Origin of the sequence: Bradyrhizobium sp. STM 3809, assembly GCF_000239795.1 — a bacterium.
GTDB lineage: Bacteria > Pseudomonadota > Alphaproteobacteria > Rhizobiales > Xanthobacteraceae > Bradyrhizobium.
Genome location: NZ_CAFJ01000088.1, coordinates 1 through 15492 on the forward strand (window position 1 = coordinate 1; position 15492 = coordinate 15492).

The following is a 15492-nucleotide window of genomic DNA, read 5'->3' on the forward strand; positions in this document are numbered from 1 at the left end:
CGTTGCGGATCAGCGAACGCCTGTGTTCGCGGCCCCACGGATTTTCCGTTCAGAGTGGTTGCGGGCCTTCTCTCGCGCCGCTTGCCGCGTCTTCAGGCGGCATCCGACTGAGCTGAACGCTAATTAATGCAACCACGCCGAAGAGATCGCCGTTGAAGCCATGCAGCAACCAACAAAGGAGAATGACATGAAATCACTGCTGCTTGCAGGCGCTGCCCTCGTCGTCCTGGGACCGGCCGTCATGGCGCAAGCCTCCGACCACCACGCCGACTTGCGCGGTAATCTCTCGCAGATGCTGCAGAAGTCGGGCTACACCGACATCCGTGTCTCGCCATCCTCGTTCTTCGTTCGCGCCAAGGACCAGAACGGCAATCCCGTCGTGATGTCGATCAGCCCGGACCAGTTCACCGAGGTCGCCGCCATCGCCGATGCCGGCACATCGGCCGCGGCGCCGGGCTCGACCAACAGCGCCGACACCGCCGGACAGACGCCAGGCGCCGGCGCGACCTACGTGACCGTTCCATCGCAAGATGAACTGAGCTCGAATCTGGTCGGCCTCGACGTCTACAATAGCAACAACAAGGATATCGGCGAGATCAAGGACATCGCGCTCGACCGGAATGGCCAGACCGCCGCATATATCGTGTCCGTCGGCGGATTCCTCGGCATGGGAGAGCACTACGTCGCGGTGAAGCCATCGGCGGTGACGATCACCTATGACGGCGGGCAGAAGAAATGGCGTGCGAGCATGAATGCCACCGCAGACCAGCTGAAATCCGCTCCCGAGTTCAAGTACCAAGGCAAGTGGAACGCCGACCACGCATGACGCGTGTCGCGCTCCGCGATGACCGGCGGCCCATGCCGCCGGCCCCCACGCAGGTCAGATCGAGGTCCATCTCGTGACGAAATTGGCGGAAACGATTGCCATCCAACGGCTGGTGGCCTTCGGGCGCAATCGCGGCGTTGTCACCGCCGATGACCTGAAGGCGATGTTGCCGGTGCAGGACATGACGGCGGAGGAACTCGCGGGCGTCATGTCCACATTGGAGGATGCCGGCGTGCCGGTCGAGATCGACACGCGAGAGCTTTCCGCGTCTGGACCGCATGGCCAGCCGATCCGGGCGAGCTTCAGCGCAACCTCCGCCTCCGGCCCGGCCGCGCCGTCGCTCGGCGCTGATCCTGTCCGCAGCACCTCGCGCGACAGGGCCCTCCCGGTGGTCGTCGCAGATGAGCAGCCACGCGGTCGAACAGGCCTCATCGTGTTGCTCGCCGGCGCGACGGGTTGCGGCCTTCTGCTGGTTGCCGGCTGGCTTTTTCACTGGTGATCGCGCTCCACCCATGATCGCGGCGAGCGGTCGAACCCCGATCATGTGCGAGTCAGCACATCCGTCAGGGCCAGGCCGAACATAGCAATCAGGAAGACAAGCCCGGCGATCGCGGCGAGCCGTATCAGCGAGCCCGATTTTGCAAGCTCCATGAACAGCAGCAGCACGAGCGCCGACTTCATGACCGCGATGACGATGCCGGCTGCGACCGTGATCCGCCCCATCGGTACATAGGCGATGCCGAGGCTCAGCAGCAGCAACGCGAGCAACGCGGCCCAGATGACGAGGTTTTTCCGCCACAGCCGGCCGGCGCCGGTCGCGTGTCCAGGGGGCGCGCTCATGACGACCGTCCCGGCAGATAGATCAGCGGGTAGAGAAATATCCAGACAATGTCGACGAGATGCCAATACAGCGCGGTGATCTCGAGCTCCGGGTTGGCTTGCGTCGGCAGCTCGCGCCGGTAGAACTCCCAGAACAGCCGGCCGACCAGAACGATGCCGATCGAGAGGTGCACGGCATGGACGCCGGTGACCAGCCAATAGAGACCATAGAAGAGCTGAGCGCCGGGCTGCGGCAAGGCGAAACCGGCGCCCGGCACCAGGTGCTTGTCGATGTCTTCCTTGTATTCGAAGCCCTTGATGACGACGAAGGCGAGACCCAGCAGCGCCGTGGCGAGGAGGCAGGCGAGCACGAGACGTCGGAGCCGCGCCGGAGACGCCGCGGCCTGCGAGGCCATTGCCATCGTGAGACTGCTCGTGAGCAGGACGGCCGTGTTGATCGTTCCGTACCAGATGTTCGTCGCCCGCCCCGCGGCCGCAAACGCATCCGGATGCTCGATGCGGCAGACCGTGTAGGTGAGCAGCAGCGCGCCAAAGAACAGCATCTCGCTGCCCAGGAACACCCAGATGCCGAATTTGCCGGCCTCGCGTTGCCGGCCGAAGTCGAACCAGGGCTCTCTGAGCAGTGCGCTCTCGTCGCTCATCGGATGTCCCTCGCGTTCTGCACCTCGGGCGCGTCCGTCCCGGCGGACATGCCCTCGGCGTGATATTCGTAGGGACCGCGGTCGACGCGCGGCTGCCGGTCGAAGTTCTTCGGCGGCGGCGGCGACGTCGTGGTCCATTCCAGGCCCGTCGCGGCCCACGGGTTGTTGCCCGCTCGCCCGCCATAGAACAGCGACCAGGTGAGATAGCCGAGCGGCAGCAGATAGGCGACCGCGAGCACACCGGCGCCCGCGGACGACATCACGTTGTAGATCTGGAATTCCGCCGGATAGGTATGGTAGCGGCGCGGCATCCCGAGATAGCCCGCGAAAAACTGCGGCAGAAAGGTCATGTTGAAGCCGGCATACATCAGGATCGCCGCGAACTTCGCCCAGCTCTCGGGATAGAGCTTGCCCGTCACCTTCGGCCACCAGAAGTGCAGGCCGGCGAAGAACGCCGAAACCGAGCCGCCGACCATGATGTAGTGGAAATGCGCCACGACGAAGTAGGTGTCCGTCACATGGACGTCGACCGGGATCGACGCGAGGAACAGTCCCGACAGCCCGCCGGTCGTGAACAGTCCGACGAAGCCGAGCGAATAGAGCATTGGTGATTCGAAGCTGATCTGGCCGCGGAACAGCGAGGCCGTCCAGTTGAACACCTTGATCGCGGACGGCACGGCGATGATGAAGGAGAGAAAGGAGAAGACCAGGCTCGCCAAGGCTGACTGGCCGGACACGAACATATGGTGGCCCCAGACGAAGAAGCCGATCCCGGCGATGGCGAGCATCGCGTAGACCATGAAGTCGTAGCCGAAGATACGCCGCCGCGCGAAGCATGGGATGACCTCGGACACCACGCCCATCGCCGGCAGGACCATGATGTAGACCGCAGGATGGGAGTAGAACCAGAACAGATGCTGGAACAGGATCGGGTCGCCACCGCGCGCGGGATCGAAGATCGGCAGGCCGAGCACGCGTTCGGCGATCACCAGCAGAAGCGAGATCGCCAGGACGGGCGTCGCGAGCACCATGATGAGGGAGGTCGCATAGATCGCCCAGACGAACAGCGGCAGACGGAACCAGGTCATCCCGGGCGCGCGCAACATATGCGTGGTCGCGATGAAGTTGACGCCGGTGGCGATGCTGGCAAAGCCGACCACGAAGACGCCCGCGGCGGCAGCGAAGACATGGCTGTTGGAGAACATCGAGGAATAGGGCGTATAGAAGGTCCAGCCCGTGTCCACGCCGCCGGCGAGCAGGGCATAGACGGTGAACGCGCCTGCGGCGATCGTCAGGTACCAGCTGAAGAGGTTGAGGCGCGGAAACGCCACATCGGGCGCGCCGATCATCAGCGGCAGCAGGAAGTTGCCGAGCGTGTTCGGTATCGACGGCACCAGGAAGAACCAGACCATGATGATGCCGTGGAACGAGAACAGCTTGTTGTAGGTATCTGACGTCAGCAGCCATCCGTTCGGCTCGAACAGCTCGAGCCGCACGGCCGTCACCGCGGCGCCGCCGAGAAAGAAGAAGAAGGTGATGGTGATCGCGTAGAGGATCGCAATTCGCTTGTGGTCGGTCGTCGTCAGCCAAGAGGCGATGGTGGAGCCGTGTCGCAGATAATCAGGACGTGGCGGCAGCGGCAGATCTCCGGCGAGCAAAGCGTCAGTCATGAGACCCCTCCTCCGCGAGCGAACGAATATAGGCAGTCAGGCTCTGGAGCTCGCCGTCGTCGAGGAGCCCCTTGAAGCTCGGCATGATCGCGTCATAGCCTGCGACGACGTCACGTTTCGGCTGCAGGATGGAGTCCCGGATGTAGCCGTCGTCCGCCTTCACCGTGCGCCCGTCCGACAGCTGCACCATGCGGCCATAGATGCCGGCGAGCCGCGGCGCGTGGACGTTCGATGATCCCGCGTGACAGCCGGAGCAGCCCTGCGACACGAACAGTTTTGCCCCTTCATGCGCGAGATCGTCGCCCTCTGGCTGCTGCACCAGCCATCTGGCGTAATCCTCCGGCCGCATGACGGTGATCTTGCCGCGCATCACCGAATGATCGGTGCCGCAATATTCGGCGCAGAGCAGCGGAAACACGCCGAGCTTGCTGGCCTGGAACCAGATGTCGGTCTCGCGACCCGGAACGACGTCCTGCTTGACCCTGAAGGCCGGGACGAAGAACGAATGGATTACGTCCTGTGAACTCATCAGCAGGTGAACCGGCTGACCGAGCGGGACATGCAGCGCGTTGATCTCGCGCGCGCCACTCGGATGCTGCGTTTTCCACATCCACTGCTTCGCAACCACATGGATTTCCAGCGATCCCGCCGGCGCGGCGAGGCTGCTGAGATCGGCCGAGCCCGCCCACCAGAACAGGAACACGAAGCTCAGCAGCGTGGCCAGCGTCCAGCCGATCTCGAATTCACGGCGGAGGAATTCCGGCATCGGTCCCCGCTTGGCCGATGATCCCCGGCGATAGCGGACCGCAAACAGCAGGATCAGCCCGAACACCAGCACGACCGTCGCACCGGAGAGGACCAGCAACAGATAGAAGATCCTGTCCACTGTGACCGCGTGGGTGCTCGCTTCCGGCAGGCTGAAGGGCGAATTCATGCCGACGCTCCGCGCTTGGAGCTGCGCAGCAGCATCAGGCCGATCGCGCCTGCCAGCAGCGCCACGCTGATGGCCCCCGCGATGCGCAGCACCGTGGTGATGCGACGCGTATAGACGCCATGCACGGCGTCAAAGCCATAGCACAGCAGTGCGATGCGTCCGGCCAGGCCGCCGATGCGGCCACGCCCGGCTTCGAGCAGTGCGAGCCGCAGGTCGGTTGGCTGGAGCGCTAAGCTCGAAAGCATCCGGACAAGACGACCGTCGGCGCCGAGCGTTGCGAAAGCGGCCGGATGGGCCACGGCATCGCGGCCGGAATCGAATGCGTCGTGGTAACCGATGGCCTGAAGCAACTGACCGATCGACTCGCGTGTGCCCGACAGGACCGTCGTCCCGACCGTCGCGATCTGCCCCTGTGTAAAGCGCCGAGCGTCGTCCAACGTATCGCGAGGATCGATCCCGATCACGACGACACTGTAGTCGCGGCCGGCGACCAGGCCCGTCTGCTGCAAGGCGGCGCTCGCGATGGTCAGTGCCGGACCGCAGATCTGCTTGCAGGTGAAATCGGCGGGGATCAGCAGCGTCGGACGTTCGCCCATGGCCTGGGCCATGGTGACGGTCTCGCCGGCGAGATTTGTGAAGGACAGCCCCATCGGGACGCGCGCGCCAGGCCGAGGATCGAATGCGACGCTGCCGATCTGCTGCTCCGTCAGTCCGGCGGACGCGATGCCGGGCCAGGCTGCCAGCACGACGATGAGAAGGGCTCGCCTCATCGCTTGCCTCCACCTGCATCGGCCGGTGGGTCGGAAGACCCAGGCAGCGGGTCATAGGCGTGCTCGCCGCGCGCCGCGATCATCCGCATCGCATCGTCGATCGGCACATGCGCGAGGCCGCGATCCCGGTCGATCCAGCCATAGTCGGACAACGCCTCGTGCTGCGCGGCCTCGAACTTCGCGAGGTCACCTTGCGGTGTTGTCTGCAGAGTTGGCGCCGGAAATGGACGTTCGCGTTTTGGCGCGAGCGCGCCAGGGACATCGGCCTTGAGAAAGACCAGGAGTCCCACCACCGCCGCGGCGACGATCAGCAGGAACCCGCCGACAACTGTCAACACGACCCGCGCGTCAACCTCGGGCGGCTGCGGCAGAATGCGGCTGCCCATCTCCTCAGTCGGCATGGCGCACCTCCGTCGAGGCCGCCTCACCCGCGATCAGCACGGAGGCGATCGCGAGGACAACAAGGACGCCGACGCCCGCCGCGACAACGGCACCTTGCGCGACGAACACCGGCACGATCAGCCAAGCCAGGTGCAGGATTGTCCCGATCAGCAGCAGCGCCCCGACGATGCGGAGCGCCAGACGGTTGCTGCGGACGGATTCGAACAGCAGCAGCGCGAACGGGAGGACCGCACCAAGAATGAAGCTCGCCAGCAGCGCCACGAGCCATGCGCCATGGCTGCGCTCGAGGAACCACGCCGCCTTGTCGGGCAGATCGCCGTACCAGGCGACCACGTAGGTCATGTATTCGAGATAGACCACGCCGAGCAGAGTGGCGATCAGCAGCCCGGCGATGTCGCTCACGGCCCTGCCTTCGAACTGAGGCGGCGAGATCACGGCCACGACGGCGAGCGCCGCGAGAAGCTGCTGGATCGCGATCATGGACGCGAAGGCCGTGGCGACGTAATGCGGCTCCAGCGACAGATACCAATCGACCGCGACGAGGCTGATCATCAACCCGAAAAAGGCCAGGCCAAGCGCGGCCAGGATGCGGCCGCCGGCGTCCAGCGCAAATGTCACGCCGAGCACCGACCATCCGGTGAGCGCGATCGCCGAGCGCGCGATGAAGGCGGGCTCGCTGAGATACCACCGCGCGACATCCGGCTTGATCTGCGTCGGATCGGATGCCCACGGATAGATATCGCGGAGACCGGTCAGGACCGGCAGGACTGCGATGGCGACCAACGGCATCATCGCTGCGAAAGGCCGCAGCACCGGGGCGGCCGCCCTGCCCCAACGGCCGCCGGTGAGGCGATGAATGAGAAGCAACGTCATGCTGCCGATCGGAATGCAGCTCCAGACCGCGAACGCAAACAGCCAGCCGCGCAGCAGCGTGGGACGCGATCCCAACAGCCCCGCCACCAGAACGACAAGCGACGCGAGGACCAGCAGCGCGACGCCAGCGGCGGCTCGCGGCCGTCGGAGCCTACCGAATGCATGATGTCCGTGCGCAGCGATCACGGCAGCTTGCTCCTCAGCTCCGGGACGTCGGCGACGTCGACATGTTGTGACTGCTGCAGCGCGCGGATATAGGCAGCGATAGCCCATCGGTCACGCACATCGACCCGCGCGGCGTAGGAGTACATCACGCCATAGCCGTTGGTGATGACGTCGAAGAAGTGCTGCGCGTCGGCCGCGCGAAGCCGGTCGGAGTGGTAGGAGGGCGGCGCCGGGAATCCGCGCTGAACGATCATGCCGTCGCCACGGCCTGAATAGCCATGGCAGGGCGAGCAATAGATATCGTAGCGCTCGCGGCCGCGCGACAGCAGCGCCATGTCGACCGGCGGAGGCTTGCCGGCGGCCTCGGCGCGGGCGAGGTCGCCCTGCGCCACCACGCCAACCGGGAGCGGCTGCGCCTCGCTGCCATTCTTGAACAGCGCAGCCTTCGAGAAGGTGCCGTAGCGGTTCTGCCGGAACATCGAGTGATCGCCGCAGCCGGCGAGCGCCCCGCACAGAATCAGCGATGACAGCAGCCGGGCCTTCATGGCGCGCGCACCTCCGTCACCCCGAGCGCGCCGGCATCGCGCAGCATCGCTCGCAAATCAGTCGACGTGTCCTCGGCGGCCACCAGAAGGAAATAGCGGTCCTGCGTGGCGCGTTCGAAGCCGGGCACAGCAAACAGCGAGTCGTGCAGCCGAGGCAGGCCGCATGAATGGAAGAAGGCGATCACGCCGGCCAACGCCGCCGCGAACACCCCGACCTCGAACGGCACCAGCAGGAACACCTGCCAGGAGTTCAGCGGCCTGCCACCGCTCACGATCGGATAGTTCATGACGGCGCTGTACCATTGCAGCAGCAATGCAAACGCCGCCGTGCCCGCTCCGCCGATCAGCATCACCGGCCGGATCATCGAGCGATCCTGTGCGAGCTGTTCGGCCAGCCCCTCGATGGGATAGGGCGTGAACGCCTCCAGTGCGGAGTGTCCGGCTCCTCTTACGAGCTGCAAGCCCGCCTGTAGCGCCCGATCGTCCCGGAACTCGGCGAGCAATCTCTCCGTCATGCGGCGCGCTCCTCATGCGAGAGCTCGCGCATGTCGAACATCGAAACACTCGGCACGACACGGACGAACAGCAGGAAGAGAAAGGCGAAGAAGCCGAGCGGCGCGATCAGGAACGTCCAGTCCCAGAAGGTGAAGTGGAACGTCCGCCACAGTGACGGCATGTAGCCGTGCGACAGCGTATTCCACACGATCAGAATACGCTCCAGCCACATCCCGACATTGATCGCGACCGCAATGGCAATCAGGATCGGCAGCGAGCGCCGCGCCGTCGGCCACCACAGCAGCTGGGGGATCGCACAGTTGCAGGCCAGCAGCGCCCAGAACAGCGGCGCATAGGTGCCGGTGAATTCGAAGCGCACGAGTTCGCGGTCGCTGTGCTCGCCGCCATACCAGCCCATGAACCATTCGGTCGCATAGGAATAGAACATGACGATCGAGGCCATCAGCAGCACGCGGCCCATCACGTCGAAATGGCGGCGCGTGATGATCGCCTGAAGCCCGAAGCCCCACCGGATCGCGGCGGCCAGCAGCACCACCATGGCAAAGCCGGAATACATCGCCCCCACCACGAAGTAGGGCGGGAAGATGCTCTCCTGCCAGCCGGGCATGAGGCTGGCGGCAAAGTCGAGGCCGACAATGGAATGAACCGAGCAGACCAGCGGCACGCCGAGCGCAGCCATGGTGGTGTGCAACGTCTGCAGCCGGGACCACTCGCGCGCCGAGCCGCGCCATCCAAGCGCGAAGGCGCCGTAGATCAACTGTCCCGCACGATACGGCGTGCGGTCGCGCATCGTCGCGAGGTCTGGAATGAGGCTGACATACCAGAACAGGATCGAGAACAGCAGGTAGCTGACGATGGCCCAGAAGTCCCAGACCAGCGCGCTGCGCCACTGCGGCCACAACGCCATCGTGTTCGGATAGGGCGCGAGCCAATAGGCATAGATCGGGCGGCCGAGATGGATGATCGGCATCAGCCCGGCGATGGCGACCGCGAACAGCGTCATGGCTTCTGCGAAGCGATTGATGGACGCGCGCCATTTCTGGCGGGTCAGCAGCAGCATCGCCGAGATCAGCGTTCCCGCATTGCCGATGCCGATCCACCAGACGTAGTTGGCGATGGCTACTCCCCAGACGATCGTCGAGTTGATGCCCCAGATGCCGATGCCCTGGTAGAAGAGCCAGCCGATCGCGCAGAACAGCCAGATCGCGAACGGCAGGCTGGCGAGGAGCGCCAGCCACCATGTCCTGCCGAAGCTCGTGAACACGGGATCGGCGACGGCCTGCGTCACCCCGACGTCACGAGCCAGCGACGACGCGATCCAGCGATGTGTCGGCGGATCAGAGGGAATGAGCACCTGGCTCATGTCCGTCCCTCCGGGCGCGCCGCGGGGTTGCGGATGTCGGCCAGATAGGTCGTGCGCGGACGCGTGCCGAGATGTCCCAGCAGAGCGTAATGGCGCGGATCGGCCTTGCTGCGATTGATACCCGCGTCGGCCTGGTTCATGTCGCCGAAGCTGATCGCGCGCGTCGGGCAGGCGCTCTGACAGGCGGTGTGCACCTCGTCAGGGCCGAGCGGCCGGTCGTCGCGTTCGGCGGCGCGGCGGGCAGCGCTGATGCGCTGGACGCAATAGGTGCATTTTTCCATCACGCCGCGGGCGCGGACCGTGACCTCCGGATTCTTCTGTCCGCGATAGGATTCCGCGCCGAGATTGCCGTATTCCTCGCCATCCGCATAGCCGAAGAAGTTGAACCGCCGCACCTTGTAGGGACAGTTCGCCTCGCAGAATCGCGTGCCGATACAGCGGTTGTAGACCTGCCCATTCAGCCCTTCGCTGTCATGCACGGAGGCCGCGACCGGACAGACCGGCTCGCAGGGCGCATGCTCGCAATGCATGCATGGCACCGGCTGGAAGCCTATTTGCGGCGCGTCACCAGCACCATGGTCATAGGCATCGATACGCAGCCAGTGCATGTCGCGCCCCATCGCGACCTGCTCGGGACCGACCACCGGAACGTTGTTCTCGGCCTGACAAGCGACCACGCAGGCGTTGCAGCCGATGCAGACGGAGGTGTCGATCACCATGGCCCAGGCGTGGCCGTCGTCAGGGCGGACGGTTTGCGGCATCAGGCTTGGCGGATTTGCGCTCGCAGCAGGCGGCAGCGTGTCCGTCAGATGATGCAGAGGATAGAGCTCGCGGACATCCTCGGGCGTGCGGACGACGTTCTGGGTCGTGAGGATCGGCTCGCGGCGTCCGGTGCGTCGGATCGACACCTGGGAGATCCGCCAGGGGCTGTCGGAGATTCGCAGCTCATAGGCATTGGCGCCGACATGATTGCCGATCGCGCCGGCTCTCTTGCGGCCGCCGCCAAGCGAGAGCGCGACTACGCCGACGGGCATGCCGGGTTCGACCAGCGCCGCGGCCTCGATCGAGCGCCCATTTGACTGGACGGAAACGACATCGCCGGAGCCGAGCCCCAGCCGGGCCGCATCACCCGGACCGAGCGCAAGCGCATTGCCCCAGACCTGCTTGGTGAGAGGTTTTGGACATTCCTGCAGCCAGGCATTGTTGGCGAGTGAGCCGTCCCACAGGCACGGGTCCGGACGCAGCACCAGATCGAACTCGCTGGCGCGAGCCTCGGCCGGAGCCAGCGTCGGCAACGTCGGCGCCGCAGTGGCCACGGGCGGCGCGGCGCTGCCTGCGATCACTCCCTCGTGCAGCGCGCGCTGCCACCATGTCTCGAAGTCTTCGGAAGCGGTCCCCTTCCAGGTTTGCCGCACCAGATCGTAGGCCTTTGCGTCGGCGTCGCCGGCGAGCCAGGCGAGCAGCTCATGATCGGAAAACGTCTGGTACAGCGGCCTGATCAGCGGCTGGACGATGCTCGCCGTGCCGTCGCAGGCACGCAGGTCGGACCATGTCTCCAACGGGTGATTCTGCGGCACGTGCCAGTTGGCAATCGCCGCGGTCTCGTCGGCGTAGACGCCCATATGAAGTCGGAACGCGGCCTTCTCGGCCTGTTCAGCAAATTGCAGGTCGGCCGGTGCGTCATAAACCGGGTTGACGCCGATCATCACCAATTGCCGCACGCGCCCGGCGCGGAGATCGTCCACCAGCTGTTTCAGCGTGCCGGCCTGCTTGCCCGCGGGCGTCCGGTCGATGGGCGCAATCAGCCGAACGGGCGCATTCAGCTGGGCGTTGATCCAATGTACGAGCGCGTGCATCTCCCTGGACATCGCCGGCCCGGCCAGGACGAGCGCTTCGCCCGGATGAGCTTTCAGATCGGCAGTCACGTGCTGCAGCAACGCGTGCTGGCTTTCCGGCAGATCGGAAACCTCGACCTTTGCGCCGAGCGCCGCCGCCAGCGCGACTGCGAAATGCGCGATCGCTTCGGGATGAAGTGCAAGACGTTCGTCGGCCTTGGCACCGGTGAGCGTGAGCGCGCTCTCGATGCAATACAGCCGGGAAAACGCCCCGGCACCACCGCTGCGACGCGCGGCAAAGCCGCGCCCGATGCGGATCTGGTCGGCGCCATGCCCGAGCGGGTCGGCATCGAGCGTGACGATGACGCGAGCCTTGTCGAATTCCAGCAGGCTGCGCAGCGGCTGACCGAAGGCGAGTTGCGCACCCTCGCGCGCGTTGTCGTCATCGGTGGGATCGTAGGCATGCCAGGCTGCGGCGGGAAACGCTTGCAGCAGACCATCGATCTGCCGCAACAGCGTCGGAGACGTGGTTCGGCCGGTCAGCAGACGCAGGCCGTCGCCGTCCTGCGAGCGTCCATTGGAGAGCGCGGCGGCCAGCGCCGCCCGCGTTGCGATCCCGCCATCCCGCAGGATGGTGCGCGAGCGATCCGGATCATACAGCGACAGCACCGCAGCCTCGGCGAAGACATCGGTCGCGCCGAGGCTGCCCGGATGGCGGGGATTGCCCTCGACCTTGATCGGCCGGCCGTCGATCGACGTCACGATCGCGCCACGCCCCACGCCGGCGAGCGCCAGCGTCGTCGCGAACTTGAGCGGCTCGCCGGGAACGATCCGCTCGGGCATCCTGACATAGGGAATGATCTGCTCGTTCGGCTTGCTGCACGCGGCAAGCCCGCTGGCGAGGCTCGTGGCCAGCAGGCTGAGCGCCTGTCGCCGGTTGAGCCGGCTCAATCCGGCTGCGGCGGGTCGGGTCGGCAACTCCTTCAGCGATGACATACGGTGCAATCCGTCAAGTGACCGGTGTTGATGTGGTAGCTCGCGGCGAGCTTGGGCCCGATCTCGGCCTGGTTCGGCGGCGGCTGCCATTTGGGATCGAACACCGCTTCGTGCGGCCGCAGGTAGGGTTCGGGCGCGCGATGGCAGTCGAGACACCATTGCATCGTCAGCGGCGCCGCCTGGCGCATCAGCCGCATCTGCCCGACATCGCCGTGACAGGTGGTGCAGCCGACGCCCTTCGCGACGTGCACGGAGTGATCGAAATAGACGTAGGCCGGTAGCCGGTGCACGCGCTGCCAGGAGATGGGCTTGTCGTTGGCGAGACTCTCACGCACGGGCGCCAGCATTTCCGCATTGGTCCAGATCTGCGAGTGACAGGTCATGCAGGTCTCGGTCGGCGGAATGCCGGCGAAGCGCGCCTTCTCGACCGAGGTGTGGCAATAGCGGCAATCGAGCCCGAGCCCGGAGACGTGATGCTCGTGGCTGAACGGCACCGGCTGGTTACGGGTGATGTTCTGGTCGGTGATGTAAGGCGAGCGCATCACTCCGTAGGAGACGCCGACGGCGAGGACCGGAGCGGCGCCGATCGCGGCCATGATCAGCAGCGCAATCGTATTCGCGCCCGGGCGGAACAGCTGCATTCATGCCCCCCTTTGCAGCTCCGACCTTGTGAGATCACGCGCGAATGCGGACGGGCACCGATTTGGCGGCCGGCGTCTTGGAATGGATGTCGTGGTGTGACAGGGGAATGAGCGGATTCATTTCCGGGTAGTACGCGCCGACGCAGCCGTCCGGCAGCCTGAACGGCGTCACCTTCAGCGGTCCGACTTCCCGCTCGACACCGTCTTCGGCATCGCTGATCAGCGAGACCATCTGGCCTTCCGAAAGTCCGGCGCGCCGGATCTCATCCGGATTCATCAGCAGCACATCCCGCGTGCCCTCGATGCCGCGCAGCCGGTCGCTGTAGCCGTAGATCGTCGTGTTGAACTGATCGTTACTGCGCATGGTGAGGAGACGGTATCGACCCGGCGCGTCGTCGAAGCCGGTCGAGCTCAGCGTCTGCGGCACGGTGAACTCGGCTTTTCCGCTCTTCGTCTTCCAGATCCGCTCGCGTGCCGAATTGCCAAGGTAGAATCCGCCGGGCGTGAACATGCGCGCGTTGAAGTCGTGGAGTTTGTCCGGATAGGTCTCTTCGATCTGGTCGCGGATCAGGCCGTAATCGCCGGCCCAGGCGTCCCATGTCAGCTTCGGGTTCGGCGGCAGGGTGGCCTTGGCGAGCCCGGCGACGATCGCGACCTCGGACTTCAGATGCTCGCTCGCTGGCTTGCGCAGGCCGATCGAGCCCTGGATGCAGCTGAACGTGTCTTCCATGGTGACCGCCTGCGGACCGCTCGCTTGAACGTCCTGTTCGGTCCGGCCAAGGCACGGCAGGAGATAGGCGACCTTGCCGTGCACGAGGTGGCTGCGGTTGAGCTTGGTCGCGATCTGCACAGTGAGCTCGAGGTCTCGCCAGGCCGCTTCCATCTTGCCCCGCTCCGGGATGGCGCGAACGAAATTACCCCCGAGTCCGAAGAACGCCTTGACCTTGCGCGACAGGACGCCTTCGCAGGTCTCGACGGTGTTCATACCCTTGTCGCGCGGCGGCTCGAAGCCGAACTGCCTGGCATATTTGTCGAGCGGCACAAGCTCGGGCTTCTCCGAAATGCCGACCGTACGCTGACCCTGCACGTTGGAATGGCCGCGCACCGGCGAGATACCGGTGCCGTCGCGCCCGATATTGCCCTTGAGGAGGAGCATGTTGACGAGCATCGCGACGTTCTCGAAGCCGTGAACGTGCTGGGTCAGACCCATGCCGTAGATCCCGATGACGCGATCGGCCTCGACATAGACCTGCGCTGCTCCCTCGATGGCGGCGCGGCTCAGGCCGGAGGCGGCCTCGATGTCGTCCCAGGACGTGGCACGAACCTTTGCCTCGAAGGATTCGAAACCTTTGGTGTGCTGCTCGATGAAGGCGGTGTCGAGCACCCTCTTCCCTTCGGCCTTGGCTTTGTCGTCCGCGGCGAACACATGCTTGCAGATGCCGAGAATGACCCCGATGTCGCCCCCGACCTTCACCTGGTGATATTGGCTGCTGATCTGCGTCGCCTTCCCTGTCAGCATCTCAGCCGGATTCTGCGGATTGACGAAGACCTCCAGCCCCTTCTCGCGCACGGGATTGAAGGTGATGATCTGCACGCCTCGCTTCGCCGCGTCCTGCAGCGGATGCAGAAAGCGCGGACTGTTCGATCCGGTGTTCTGTCCGAAGAAGAACATCGCGTCGCAATTGCTGAGATCCTGGAAAACGACCGTTCCGACGCCGGCGCCGATCAGCTGCTTGAGCGCCACGGAGGTCGTCTCGTGGCACATGTTGGAACTGTCCGGCAGGTTGTTGTTGCCGTAGACGCGCGCGAACAATGCGTAGAGATAGGACGTTTCCAGGCTGGCCCGGCCGGAGGAGTAGAACACGACGGATTTTGGGTCGAGCGCCTTGAGCTGCGCGCCGATGGCCTGGAAGGCTTCGTCCCAGCCGCATGGCACGTACTGGTCGGATCCGCTGTCATACCGCAGGGGATGCGTCAGGCGTCCCTGCTGCTCGAGATCGTAATCGCTCCAGTCCAGCAATTCGGTGAGCGTGTGCTTGGCAAAGAATTCCGGCGTGCACCGCCGGGACGTCAGCTCCCAGAGCGTCGCCTTCGCGCCGTTCTCGCAGAACTCGAACGCATGATAATCGGCCGGCTTCGCCCATGAGCAGGACACGCACATGAAGCCCCGGGGCTTGTTCTGCCGCCGCAGCGTGTTCAAGACGCCCGGTGACGTCCACTCCTTACCGAAGATTCGCGCGATGCCTTCGAGGGAGCCCCAGCCTCCGGACGGGCCATCATATTCGACGGTGTCGTCAGCATCGACGTCGGATGTCCTGCTTGCCTGAACCATCTCATGCCACTTTCAAACGCTGTCAGCCCACCGCTCCTGCAACGCCAGTTCATCGCACGATGTTCCAGTGTTCGTTCCGACGTCCGCCTTGCCAACCGATCTCGAAAACACCACGTCCGGCAAGGGGATGGCTCTGCTGCGCG

15 protein-coding genes are annotated in these 15492 nt (G+C 65.1%); 2 read left to right on the forward strand and 13 right to left on the reverse strand.

The features are described 5' to 3' along the window. Window positions 1–187: 187 nt before the first annotated feature. Together BRAS3809_RS04560 and BRAS3809_RS34320 are read left to right on the forward strand one after the other, a co-directional pair. A complete protein-coding gene (locus BRAS3809_RS04560) occupies window positions 188–826 on the forward strand; it encodes a PRC-barrel domain-containing protein (protein ID WP_008960928.1) in 639 nt (212 codons plus the stop codon). Between the two features lie 73 nt (window positions 827–899). Further along, a complete protein-coding gene (locus BRAS3809_RS34320) occupies window positions 900–1325 on the forward strand; it encodes an RNA polymerase sigma factor region1.1 domain-containing protein (RefSeq protein WP_008960929.1) in 426 nt (141 codons plus the stop codon). Between the two features lie 41 nt (window positions 1326–1366). Here BRAS3809_RS34320 and BRAS3809_RS04570 read toward each other — a convergent pair whose 3' ends face one another. The 13 genes from BRAS3809_RS04570 to BRAS3809_RS04630 are packed head-to-tail and all read right to left on the reverse strand — an operon-like array spanning window position 1367 to window position 15349. Beyond that, entirely contained in the window at window positions 1367–1666 is a 300-nt protein-coding gene (locus BRAS3809_RS04570; RefSeq protein ID WP_008960930.1) for a cytochrome C oxidase subunit IV family protein, read from the reverse strand. Beyond that, entirely contained in the window at window positions 1663–2307 is a 645-nt protein-coding gene (locus tag BRAS3809_RS04575) for a cytochrome c oxidase subunit 3 (RefSeq protein WP_008960931.1), read from the reverse strand. Before BRAS3809_RS04575 ends, BRAS3809_RS04570 begins: the two co-directional genes overlap by 4 nt. Next, complete coding sequence (locus tag BRAS3809_RS04580; protein ID WP_008960932.1) at window positions 2304–3977, reverse strand: cytochrome c oxidase subunit I; 1674 nt, start codon at window positions 3975–3977, stop codon at window positions 2304–2306. The genes BRAS3809_RS04575 and BRAS3809_RS04580 overlap by 4 nt, the downstream gene beginning before the upstream one ends. After that, a complete protein-coding gene (coxB, locus tag BRAS3809_RS04585) occupies window positions 3970–4911 on the reverse strand; it encodes a cytochrome c oxidase subunit II (RefSeq protein ID WP_008960933.1) in 942 nt (313 codons plus the stop codon). Before coxB ends, BRAS3809_RS04580 begins: the two co-directional genes overlap by 8 nt. Further along, the gene (locus BRAS3809_RS04590) at window positions 4908–5681 is read right to left on the reverse strand and encodes an SCO family protein (protein WP_008960934.1); all 774 of its coding nucleotides are present in this window, start codon (window positions 5679–5681) and stop codon (window positions 4908–4910) included. Before BRAS3809_RS04590 ends, coxB begins: the two co-directional genes overlap by 4 nt. Further along, a complete protein-coding gene (locus BRAS3809_RS04595; RefSeq protein WP_035655256.1) occupies window positions 5678–6082 on the reverse strand; it encodes a hypothetical protein in 405 nt (134 codons plus the stop codon). Before BRAS3809_RS04595 ends, BRAS3809_RS04590 begins: the two co-directional genes overlap by 4 nt. Then, window positions 6072–7142 carry a hypothetical protein gene (locus tag BRAS3809_RS04600; RefSeq protein ID WP_008960936.1) on the reverse strand — a complete coding sequence of 357 codons (1071 nt, stop codon included), beginning with the start codon at window positions 7140–7142 and terminating at the stop codon, window positions 6072–6074. Before BRAS3809_RS04600 ends, BRAS3809_RS04595 begins: the two co-directional genes overlap by 11 nt. Continuing rightward, a complete protein-coding gene (locus tag BRAS3809_RS04605; protein ID WP_008960937.1) occupies window positions 7139–7666 on the reverse strand; it encodes a c-type cytochrome in 528 nt (175 codons plus the stop codon). Before BRAS3809_RS04605 ends, BRAS3809_RS04600 begins: the two co-directional genes overlap by 4 nt. Beyond that, window positions 7663–8181, reverse strand: a complete 519-nt coding sequence (locus BRAS3809_RS04610; RefSeq protein WP_008960938.1) for a DUF3341 domain-containing protein — start codon at window positions 8179–8181, stop codon at window positions 7663–7665. Before BRAS3809_RS04610 ends, BRAS3809_RS04605 begins: the two co-directional genes overlap by 4 nt. Further along, window positions 8178–9545, reverse strand: coding sequence for an NrfD/PsrC family molybdoenzyme membrane anchor subunit (gene nrfD / locus BRAS3809_RS04615; RefSeq protein WP_008960939.1), 1368 nt, complete (start codon window positions 9543–9545; stop codon window positions 8178–8180). The genes BRAS3809_RS04610 and nrfD overlap by 4 nt, the downstream gene beginning before the upstream one ends. After that, on the reverse strand, window positions 9542–12376 hold the full coding sequence (locus BRAS3809_RS04620; protein WP_008960940.1) for a 4Fe-4S dicluster domain-containing protein: 2835 nt from the start codon (window positions 12374–12376) through the stop codon (window positions 9542–9544). The genes nrfD and BRAS3809_RS04620 overlap by 4 nt, the downstream gene beginning before the upstream one ends. After that, complete coding sequence (locus BRAS3809_RS04625; protein WP_008960941.1) at window positions 12364–13017, reverse strand: cytochrome c3 family protein; 654 nt, start codon at window positions 13015–13017, stop codon at window positions 12364–12366. The genes BRAS3809_RS04620 and BRAS3809_RS04625 overlap by 13 nt, the downstream gene beginning before the upstream one ends. Window positions 13018–13051: 34 nt before the next feature. Then, window positions 13052–15349, reverse strand: a complete 2298-nt coding sequence (locus BRAS3809_RS04630) for an FdhF/YdeP family oxidoreductase (RefSeq protein ID WP_008960942.1) — start codon at window positions 15347–15349, stop codon at window positions 13052–13054. Window positions 15350–15492: the final 143 nt, after the last annotated feature.

Coding starts and splice junctions, on each gene's coding strand:
- BRAS3809_RS04610 (WP_008960938.1), bottom strand. CDS start 8,181: ATGACGGAGAGATTGCTCGCCGAGTTCCGGGACGATCGGGCGCTACAG.
- BRAS3809_RS04580 (WP_008960932.1), bottom strand. CDS start 3,977: ATGACTGACGCTTTGCTCGCCGGAGATCTGCCGCTGCCGCCACGTCCT.
- BRAS3809_RS04625 (WP_008960941.1), bottom strand. CDS start 13,017: ATGCAGCTGTTCCGCCCGGGCGCGAATACGATTGCGCTGCTGATCATG.
- coxB (WP_008960933.1), bottom strand. CDS start 4,911: ATGAATTCGCCCTTCAGCCTGCCGGAAGCGAGCACCCACGCGGTCACA.
- BRAS3809_RS04570 (WP_008960930.1), bottom strand. CDS start 1,666: ATGAGCGCGCCCCCTGGACACGCGACCGGCGCCGGCCGGCTGTGGCGG.
- BRAS3809_RS04560 (WP_008960928.1), top strand. CDS start 188: ATGAAATCACTGCTGCTTGCAGGCGCTGCCCTCGTCGTCCTGGGACCG.
- BRAS3809_RS04630 (WP_008960942.1), bottom strand. CDS start 15,349: ATGGTTCAGGCAAGCAGGACATCCGACGTCGATGCTGACGACACCGTC.
- BRAS3809_RS04590 (WP_008960934.1), bottom strand. CDS start 5,681: ATGAGGCGAGCCCTTCTCATCGTCGTGCTGGCAGCCTGGCCCGGCATC.
- nrfD (WP_008960939.1), bottom strand. CDS start 9,545: ATGAGCCAGGTGCTCATTCCCTCTGATCCGCCGACACATCGCTGGATC.
- BRAS3809_RS04605 (WP_008960937.1), bottom strand. CDS start 7,666: ATGAAGGCCCGGCTGCTGTCATCGCTGATTCTGTGCGGGGCGCTCGCC.
- BRAS3809_RS04595 (WP_035655256.1), bottom strand. CDS start 6,082: ATGCCGACTGAGGAGATGGGCAGCCGCATTCTGCCGCAGCCGCCCGAG.
- BRAS3809_RS04575 (WP_008960931.1), bottom strand. CDS start 2,307: ATGAGCGACGAGAGCGCACTGCTCAGAGAGCCCTGGTTCGACTTCGGC.
- BRAS3809_RS04620 (WP_008960940.1), bottom strand. CDS start 12,376: ATGTCATCGCTGAAGGAGTTGCCGACCCGACCCGCCGCAGCCGGATTG.